This is a genomic window from Daejeonella sp. (assembly GCF_037719425.1).
Taxonomy (GTDB): Bacteria; Bacteroidota; Bacteroidia; order Sphingobacteriales; family Sphingobacteriaceae; genus Daejeonella.
This window is the reverse complement of the sequence record NZ_JBBJNI010000105.1, coordinates 1-6,705: the sequence shown is the minus strand read 5'-3', so window position 1 is coordinate 6,705 and position 6,705 is coordinate 1. Positions and strand designations below refer to the sequence as shown.

9 protein-coding genes and 1 pseudogene are annotated in these 6,705 nt (G+C 41.4%); 6 read left to right on the top strand and 4 right to left on the bottom strand.

The genetic code is table 11. From position 1 onward, the window contains the following. A pseudogene (locus WKF69_RS13500) lies at positions 1-245 on the top strand (hypothetical protein); the annotation flags it as partial. A 32-nt stretch (positions 246-277) separates the two neighbouring features. Further along, a complete protein-coding gene (locus tag WKF69_RS13495; protein ID WP_340382599.1) occupies positions 278-664 on the top strand; it encodes a hypothetical protein in 387 nt (128 codons plus the stop codon). 29 nt (positions 665-693) lie between these two features. Here WKF69_RS13495 and WKF69_RS13490 read toward each other — a convergent pair whose 3' ends face one another. Together WKF69_RS13490 and WKF69_RS13485 are read right to left on the bottom strand one after the other, a co-directional pair. Further along, positions 694-1,692, bottom strand: coding sequence for a type II toxin-antitoxin system antitoxin SocA domain-containing protein (locus tag WKF69_RS13490; RefSeq protein WP_340382598.1), 999 nt, complete (start codon positions 1,690-1,692; stop codon positions 694-696). Next, on the bottom strand, positions 1,689-2,045 hold the full coding sequence (locus WKF69_RS13485) for a hypothetical protein (protein WP_340382597.1): 357 nt from the start codon (positions 2,043-2,045) through the stop codon (positions 1,689-1,691). Before WKF69_RS13485 ends, WKF69_RS13490 begins: the two co-directional genes overlap by 4 nt. Positions 2,046-2,532: 487 nt before the next feature. On the opposite strand from WKF69_RS13485, the gene WKF69_RS13480 reads away from it, so the two are divergent. The 3 genes from WKF69_RS13480 (at position 2,533) to WKF69_RS13470 (ending at position 4,030) form a co-directional block, all read left to right on the top strand. Beyond that, positions 2,533-2,895, top strand: coding sequence for a helix-turn-helix transcriptional regulator (locus tag WKF69_RS13480; RefSeq protein WP_340382596.1), 363 nt, complete (start codon positions 2,533-2,535; stop codon positions 2,893-2,895). Then, complete coding sequence (locus WKF69_RS13475; RefSeq protein ID WP_340382595.1) at positions 2,888-3,325, top strand: hypothetical protein; 438 nt, start codon at positions 2,888-2,890, stop codon at positions 3,323-3,325. The genes WKF69_RS13480 and WKF69_RS13475 overlap by 8 nt, the downstream gene beginning before the upstream one ends. A 231-nt stretch (positions 3,326-3,556) precedes the next feature. Continuing rightward, positions 3,557-4,030, top strand: a complete 474-nt coding sequence (locus WKF69_RS13470) for a helix-turn-helix transcriptional regulator (protein ID WP_340382594.1) — start codon at positions 3,557-3,559, stop codon at positions 4,028-4,030. Between the two features lie 270 nt (positions 4,031-4,300). Here WKF69_RS13470 and WKF69_RS13465 read toward each other — a convergent pair whose 3' ends face one another. Then, the gene (locus tag WKF69_RS13465) at positions 4,301-5,212 is read right to left on the bottom strand and encodes a hypothetical protein (protein WP_340382593.1); all 912 of its coding nucleotides are present in this window, start codon (positions 5,210-5,212) and stop codon (positions 4,301-4,303) included. Positions 5,213-5,291: 79 nt separating this feature from the next. Then, complete coding sequence (locus WKF69_RS13460; RefSeq protein ID WP_340382592.1) at positions 5,292-5,960, bottom strand: helix-turn-helix transcriptional regulator; 669 nt, start codon at positions 5,958-5,960, stop codon at positions 5,292-5,294. Between the two features lie 367 nt (positions 5,961-6,327). On the opposite strand from WKF69_RS13460, the gene WKF69_RS13455 reads away from it, so the two are divergent. Beyond that, positions 6,328-6,603: a hypothetical protein gene (locus tag WKF69_RS13455; protein ID WP_340382591.1), complete on the top strand. Its 276-nt coding sequence runs from the start codon at positions 6,328-6,330 to the stop codon at positions 6,601-6,603. Positions 6,604-6,705 lie beyond the last annotated feature (102 nt).

Sequence of the window (6,705 nt, the reverse complement as noted above, 5' to 3'; positions counted from 1 at the left end):
ACCTGGCTGGCAAACTCGGGGCGATGATCCTCGGCAGCGATAAGCCCGTTCGCAAGCAGGCAAAAAAATGCGAGATTGAATACCATGGCATGTTCTGGATCTTTGATAGCCTGGTAGAGAGCAAACTGATGCCCCAAATTCAGGCAATTGAGAAGTTGAAAATGATGGTCAAGTCCAATATTATTTACCAGAACAGCATAGAACTAAACAAGGAAATGGAAGCTCGTTTTGAGCGGTGGAAATAGGATTAATAGATTAAATACATCTTAACAACAACATGTGTAAAATATCCAGCACCCTCAAACTCTGCACCTGCGCCACAAAGGATCCATATTCTTTGAAAAACTATTGGATCCTTCAACGGCCGCATAGCAGGGACGAGATGATATTGGGCGAAACTGTACTACCTCATTTCCTGGCAGATGGTGTTGACCAATTCAATCAGGACACATTGCTTATTCTCCTCAATGAAGGTAATTGTTTCGACGTTATATTAGATCACCGGGAAAAAGATACCCTGGAACTTCACTTAAGCTGCAAAGAGAAGAATCTGGTTTATGCTTTTGATTTCAAAAATGGGAAGTGGAAGCTGAGTGAATATGATCCTTTTGCCAATCATGATGAGGTTAAGCATGGGAAGGTTGGGAGGGCGTTTACCGCTTAGCAAGCAGATCAACCTTCGGAAAGCTCAAATCATATCGCCTTAAGATCAAACGCATATCTCTGATAACTAATAGGAAGCTTTTCCGATTCATTCTCTTTCCATGCCGGTTCAAGATGGCTGATGTCGACGATTTCTTTAGTCTTTTTGTTGCCGAATTTATTCGCAACAGTCGAAAGTACCTCTAACTCAGTTTCGCTGAATGTAAATTCGGTAGTTTTTGATTTGATCTGTTCCCCGCAGTTTCCATCATTAAAATATATCGTGCTTAATTGGATTCTTTGATCATCACATAACTTAATATACATTTTGTCGTATTCTGCAGGTACAGGCCCAAATGGAATTGCACGATAAGTTATTCCTGTCATTGAACACGCGGTTTTCTTATACATGAGAAAATCAGTGTAGAAGAGAAGTTTATTCAACTTGGTTTTGAAGAGCTCAGTTTTGGAACTAAAAAACCCAATCACTTGAGATATTTTCGCCAGATCAGGAATCTTATATCCGTTAAGGTCAGAAGGCTTATGATCACGGAAGATCTTTTCTTCAAATAAATGGTCCCACAAATTGGCTAGCTCTTTTTCTTTGAGTTTATTGGCAATGGATATGAGTTTATGCTGCTCTTTATCGAGAAGGAAGTGACTGCTGGCTTCTACCTGATTTATAAAAGCATCGGGACTAGCAATTGAACGTATCAACCTCCCATTAGCAACCGAAGGCATTTCTCCCGATTCGTACAATCTATAAGTATTAGCTCCCAAGCCAAGTATTTCCGACATTCTGGCCGCTGATACCCCATACTTCTCACGAATAGCGATAATCTCTTCCGGAAATGGTATACCATATTTTTCCCGGTATTGATTATAAACCTGGTTCATATTGATGTTATCCAAATGCTCATCGGTAAACCTCTCTTTGGTCTGTGCGCATTCGTAGAAATGGTACCAGATTTTGAATGGCTCTTTTCGGAATTTAAATTCAAACTCCTCATGCTTGCAAGGCATTGTTTTTTTTGTGAATGGGCTATTCATAGAATTGATTTTAAAGGATATTTCATGGGGTGTTCTGCGCGATGAAAGGAAATGCAAATCGCACAATCATCTTTATTACCCATGGATATCTTAATATATATATCCTGGTCTTTATATTTTTTACCGAAAACCCAGAGACCAGCAATTCCAAATAAGCTATCGTCTACAGGTCCTTCAGAATACTCCTTAGCAGTAATCAACTTAACAATATCCAGCCTTTTCGCCCAGGTCAATTCCAGATCGAATAAAGCTTGAGTATTCTTCTGCCTGGTATCCCAAAAAACCAAACCAAAAACTTCAGATTTGATTTTAAAGTCCCTCAGAAAAACTTCTACATCGTGAATTGTGGTCAATACTGATTAAGCTGGTAATGTTATAAATTAAACTTTTAAGCCGAATATCAAAATCATTAAGGATGATTGTCAGCCTGCCGGGAACTCTTTTGTTAGCAAGTCCTGTTATTTACCAACAAATATACATATTAAACTAATTAGTTGTATTATGTATATTTTTTAGTTAAATAGTAAACTACAAGATGATGGGTAAGAATTGCCATGTAGCTCCACATAACGGCGAATAGGCTAAGAGTAGAAGGTGACCGAAGTTTACCTGTATTGAGTTAGCGCATGACGTCCCATTAGATGATCGAGACTTTTGGGATTGGAAAAGTGGAAACAGTCTAATCAGGTAGACTATTCTTTCGATCGACAGGGACAGTGACCTGATAAAAAACCAATGATCTATTACAGCCCCCTAAAGTTCGATAACTTTATCGTAACAATTATTGTAATAAATTAAGCAATAGCTTAAGTTTGTATGATAAGAAAGGCATAGCAAGTTATGACTACCAGGAAATCATCGACCCCAAATCAAATTAAAAACTCATTTGATGAACTGTTAAGCAGTTTCACAGATGAAGAGTTACTGGAGCAGGAGGCACGATTATTATCGTTCCACTTTTTAAGCGAGATAGAATCTGCTATGGAAAAGCAGCGAATGAGCAAGAAGGTATTGGCGGAAAAAGTCAATACCTCGGCCAGCTATATTACTCAGCTTTTCCGCGGTGACCGTTTACTCAATTTCAATATACTGGCAAAAATCCAAAGAGCCCTGGGTTTAAATTTTGAAATTATTGGGAAGGAAATTCACCCGGAGAATAAGAAGCAAGTTAAAAGACCCTCTATAAATCTCCAAAATGTTTGACGAATTAGAAAAATATAAGCAAAACGATCATTTCTTTTTTAACCCAAGCCAAAACCTTCGGGAGGTCTGTAATGCACCAGCGGACAGGAGTGGTGTGTATCTGGTTTACGCTCTGGCGGGCGGTAGGGTTGAGTTGATCTACATCGGCTGTTCGGGTAAAGAAAATCCCGATGGATCTATATTTGTAAGAAAGGCGGGGCTGGGCGGACTCAAGGACAGGCTTATCAACGGGCATCAGTTTGGGAAGACTCCCAGAAGGATATCATGGCCAACGCAAATGTTAATAGAAAACATCGAGGCGCTGGATGTCTACTGGTATGCAACACATGGTGAAGGCTGCTCTGATTGTCCTGCGAAATTAGAAAAATCGTTGCAGGCGAGATATCAATCTGTTTATGGGAAGTGGCCGCGGTGGAATCGGAAGGGGTGATAAACTTGCCCGGGCCGGTAAGGCAAGGAAACTCCTCATTGATGTCTTAAGATTCCAGCGCAGGCTGGAACCTCCAAAATCCCCACAGGTATTTCAGATTTGGGCGCAGTACAATCTTAAGTTTGTCCAAACACTTTATACAATTGCGTATAATTTTCATTTGATTATTTCCTAAATCATTTTTAAATTTAATTCGCGCCCTCACTATTTCATATATCCATTTCTATAACTATGGGAACAGAAAATCAAATTGATTGGAAGGAGGCATACGATCGCGCGTTCGTAGGGATGCAGTTTACTATACGCCGTGAAGAACTCGGCCTCGACGCCGAGACTGTTGCTGAGAAAGCAGGATATTCAATTACGCAATACACACTTATGGAAGAAGGCAAACGCCAAATAACCGTGGCCGACTATTTCCGGGTTGCTGATGTCTGGTATGCCTATGAGGACGCTGATTACTCCGCTTTCGAAAGGAAGCGCAGAAAGATCTGGCGTTCTGTAAAACGACAATTTTTCCTTTATGAGTTACAGATTGCGCTGGTGATCCCGGGGGCCGAAGATTTCTTTGCCCTCTTGCCTCTGCGCATTATTGTGTCTGTTATATTATTTGCAGGTCCGGTGGTCATGTTACTCGATAACTTTCCTTATCAATTAGGGCTTGCTTTGGGTTGGCTGTTTAGGGAGGTTTCAAATATGATTTAGTTATTGGAAGTGCGCAGCGGAAAAAGGGTGGGAGATGTGGGCTGAGCGGAGCAGCCCACATCTCCCACCCAGTTCACAAGCTGCTCTTGTCATCCCGACGAAAGTCGGGACCTCAAATCCCTTAGGACCAAACCGGCTTCGTTACCGCGACGAAAGTCGGGACCTTAAATCCCTTAGGATCTAACCGGCTTCGTTACCGCTGCAAAAGTAGGGACCTCAAACCCCTTATAACCTAACCGCCCTTGCTAACGCTGCGAAAGTCGGGGCAACCTAAAAGCCACTTTTCAGTTCATTCTTATCCAAACCGTAATAAGCTATAATTGCTTTTTTCAATTTATTACCCTTATAGCCTAATTTGGGATAATTTTCCGCCATCTTTATTATATAATCTTCAATAGCTTGACCAAGATTGTCAGCACCCGTTACTGATGCGCGCTGTTGGTCAATGAAATCAAGGCTTTTATCTTGTTCTTCGTCAGAAACCCCACAATCGTCGTACAGTTCAAATAATGCACCGTAATAACCTTCCAGGTCGAGTGGTTTGTATTTGATACGCAGATCAAGATGATCTGCCCGGCCTGTTTCGGTAAGTGCTTCAAGAAATAGCCACTGAATATCATCCTCGTATAGCTTCAAAACTTCAATGTTTGGTTCCGGCCCGAACCGTGCTTCCAAATTCACTAAAAAATTGATCATGATCTCTTCCGAGGCAAGGATTATTTTCCTGATTACTCTGGAAGAAATGAATTCGAGTGCGCCTATAATCACAATTTCAGGTCCGAACAGTTCAGTCAGAAAATCATGTATTTGGGGCTTAACTTCGTCTGCCGATTCATTTGATCCGCCGTCCTCCAAACGATATTCCTCATATATGCCCGTTACTGGCCCGCGATAATATGTCCAGCGGCCATCAGAATCTTCCGGGAACAACGATTCATACGGTACAGGAAAATCATTATATATATCACTATCCTTTTTAAAATTAACATGGTAGATTTTTGAATAACGCCGGTATTCAGCTAAATCATGTGCGGAGGGATATCCCGCTAGCTCCGTTGTTGCCCAGGCGCTAATAAAGGGACAATCGATTACATTTCCCAGATCCTTAAATATGGACAGAGCTTCTTTTAGTTCCAGTTTGCCGTAGAGCAAATTTCTTTTGAGACTGGTGATTGTTTCCATCAGTATGTATTTAGGATATTCTAATTCGAAAGTGTAAAACTCTTATGCGGCACACCATACTGATCGCACGCCCTTGGGCTTATCGTTTTGAAAGCGTGTTCCTGGTTATAAAAAAAATTGTTTTCTTAAAGCCCCACCAACAAAAAGCAAGCATTGTGGCGTTTACTAAAAGGGCAATCCATAACCCGGCCGTTTTGCCCACCATATAAAGGCCTGTCCATCGAATCAAGGGTATAACCCATTCTTCATGGAAAAAGAGGATCAGAAAAGTCGCCGCCCATGCCGCACCATACTTTACTTCCAATAGAGTGGGTTTACGTTTTGGCCACTCAGGTCGCCAGAAGTACCAAAAGATTGCGCAGAACACCGCGCCAATAACGAACATGGGAGGTACATGCTTGCCAGCTGCTATGGCCTCTTCACCAAATCCTTCCCGAATGCCACGCATTTCAAACAACAAGCTTTGGAAAAAAGTCGCTATTAATATGGGTATCACCCAGAGCAATTTTCTGGAACCGTACCATTTGGGATCAGGTTTGGGAATTGAAGGCACATCCTTTGGATCGACATTCAATTGCAGCTTTTGAATAATGTCTACCAATTCATCATGGTAGGGCTTTCGAATCCCTTTTTCGAGACGGTAGTAGGCCGATTTCGACATGTTCAATTTTTTACCCATTTGTGAAAGGGAGAGATTGTGGTCCAGGCGGTACTTCTTAAGCGCCGCAGGCAGGTCATAATTTGTCATAGAGGTTGATAATTAAGTAAATGGTTCAGAGCGCTTTCATAAAATTAATAAGCCCTTTCATAAAAAACAATACCCCAGACGAGTGATGGTATTCGATGCCCATTTTAAGTGGCTCAGAGGCAGATTTTTAGCCAATCGTTCCGATATCAGGAACGATTTGCGGAATTTTTTTTGAAAATAGTTCTACCGTTAACTAAATAATGTGCGCAATTCGGTTGAACTGGTATGGTTTTATTTTGTGCATGACGACCATCCGCTCGTATGCATAAGCCGTTGCAAATCAGAAACGGAGCAGTGCGATATGAGGAACGATAAAACTTTTTTTATGTCTTGCGGGTAAGCAATTTTGTGGTACGAAAATACCCAAGTGGAAGAGGCACGAATCATAGCAATCCTGGAACGAATGGAGAAAAGCCAGCAAAAGTTTTTCGAGGAAACTATTGCCATTCTCCGGGGTGGCGATCTTAAGCCTAAAGAGTGGGGTGATATTATCGACGTCCAGAACCACCTCAAAAAAAGTCGGCGAACGGTTTATCGCATCCTCGCAAATGAAAAGGAAGAAATAAGAACTCGTCAAATTCTGGGTACAACATGGTTTTATCTCCCTGATTTCTTCACCCCGAGAAAAAAATATTCCAGGTAGGCCACGTACCATTCGATATCTGGTTTTGTTCGGGACAGGTTCGAGGCATGTCACTTCCTAAAATAACTATACACAAAAACAAAGTGTATGGAAACAAAACAA

What these genes read in the sequence shown, in the direction of transcription:
- WKF69_RS13495 (WP_340382599.1), top strand. Translation starts at nt 278, where the DNA reads ATGTGTAAAATATCCAGCACCCTCAAACTCTGCACCTGCGCCACAAAG.
- WKF69_RS13475 (WP_340382595.1), top strand. Translation starts at nt 2,888, where the DNA reads ATGTTTGACGAATTAGAAAAATATAAGCAAAACGATCATTTCTTTTTT.
- WKF69_RS13490 (WP_340382598.1), bottom strand. Translation starts at nt 1,692, where the DNA reads ATGAATAGCCCATTCACAAAAAAAACAATGCCTTGCAAGCATGAGGAG.
- WKF69_RS13480 (WP_340382596.1), top strand. Translation starts at nt 2,533, where the DNA reads ATGACTACCAGGAAATCATCGACCCCAAATCAAATTAAAAACTCATTT.
- WKF69_RS13470 (WP_340382594.1), top strand. Translation starts at nt 3,557, where the DNA reads ATGGGAACAGAAAATCAAATTGATTGGAAGGAGGCATACGATCGCGCG.
- WKF69_RS13465 (WP_340382593.1), bottom strand. Translation starts at nt 5,212, where the DNA reads ATGGAAACAATCACCAGTCTCAAAAGAAATTTGCTCTACGGCAAACTG.
- WKF69_RS13460 (WP_340382592.1), bottom strand. Translation starts at nt 5,960, where the DNA reads ATGACAAATTATGACCTGCCTGCGGCGCTTAAGAAGTACCGCCTGGAC.